The 706-nt window shown below is 71.4% G+C and carries 1 pseudogene; it reads right to left on the reverse strand.

Features of this window, described 5'->3' with window-relative positions:
• Window positions 1-323 precede the first annotated feature (323 nt).
• Window positions 324-706 (reverse strand): annotated as a pseudogene (locus LPA54_RS34080) (TetR/AcrR family transcriptional regulator); the annotation flags it as partial.

The following is a 706-nucleotide window of genomic DNA, read 5'->3' on the forward strand; positions in this document are numbered from 1 at the left end:
ACAGGGCATGTGCGTGGGAACCGTGGGAGAGGTGTTCGTCCGACACGCGCGCAGGAACCGCAAGTCCCGCGCCTGAGCAAGGGACGGTCCCGGCCTTCTGCCCTGAGCACATGCGCGGTCGCCAGCCGGCCCATCTACGTGCCCCGCGGCGGCAGACTCGGTGATCACCTTCGGAGGCTGCCCCGCCGCTGTCATTGCCTGCGGCGTTGTCGCACGATCGAGGGGCGGCCTCCGTGAGACCGCCCCCCACACGATCGAAGTCCCGCTACACTCCAGCCGCCCAGCGAAACCCGCAGTTCAGACAGCAGAGTCCTGCTGGAGCACTAGCGCAGCACCTTCATTACGGCCAGGGAGATGCGGTCCGCGGTGGCCCGGGCGTCGCCGCCCGGGAGGACGAGGTGGCTGAGGGTCATGCGCACCGCGACGTCCGCCGCCACCTCGACGAGAAGCCCGTCCTGGTCGGGGAAGCGTTCCGTGAGCCAGGCGCGCAGCAGGTCCTGCGCCGCGCCGAACACGGGATCGGCGCGGGCGGTGAGGTACGGCAGCAGGCTGTCGGAGCCCTCGCGCGCGGCGAGGACGACGGCTCGGACGAGTGGGTTGCGGTGCGCCTCGGTGAGGACGTAGTGGACGGCGTTCTCCAGGGCGGCACCGGTGTCCGGCAGCCCAGGGTGGAGGACCTCCGCCACGCCGCCGAGGAACACCTGGG

This window comes from Streptomyces sp. DH12, from assembly GCF_020873895.1.
GTDB lineage: Bacteria > Actinomycetota > Actinomycetes > Streptomycetales > Streptomycetaceae > Streptomyces.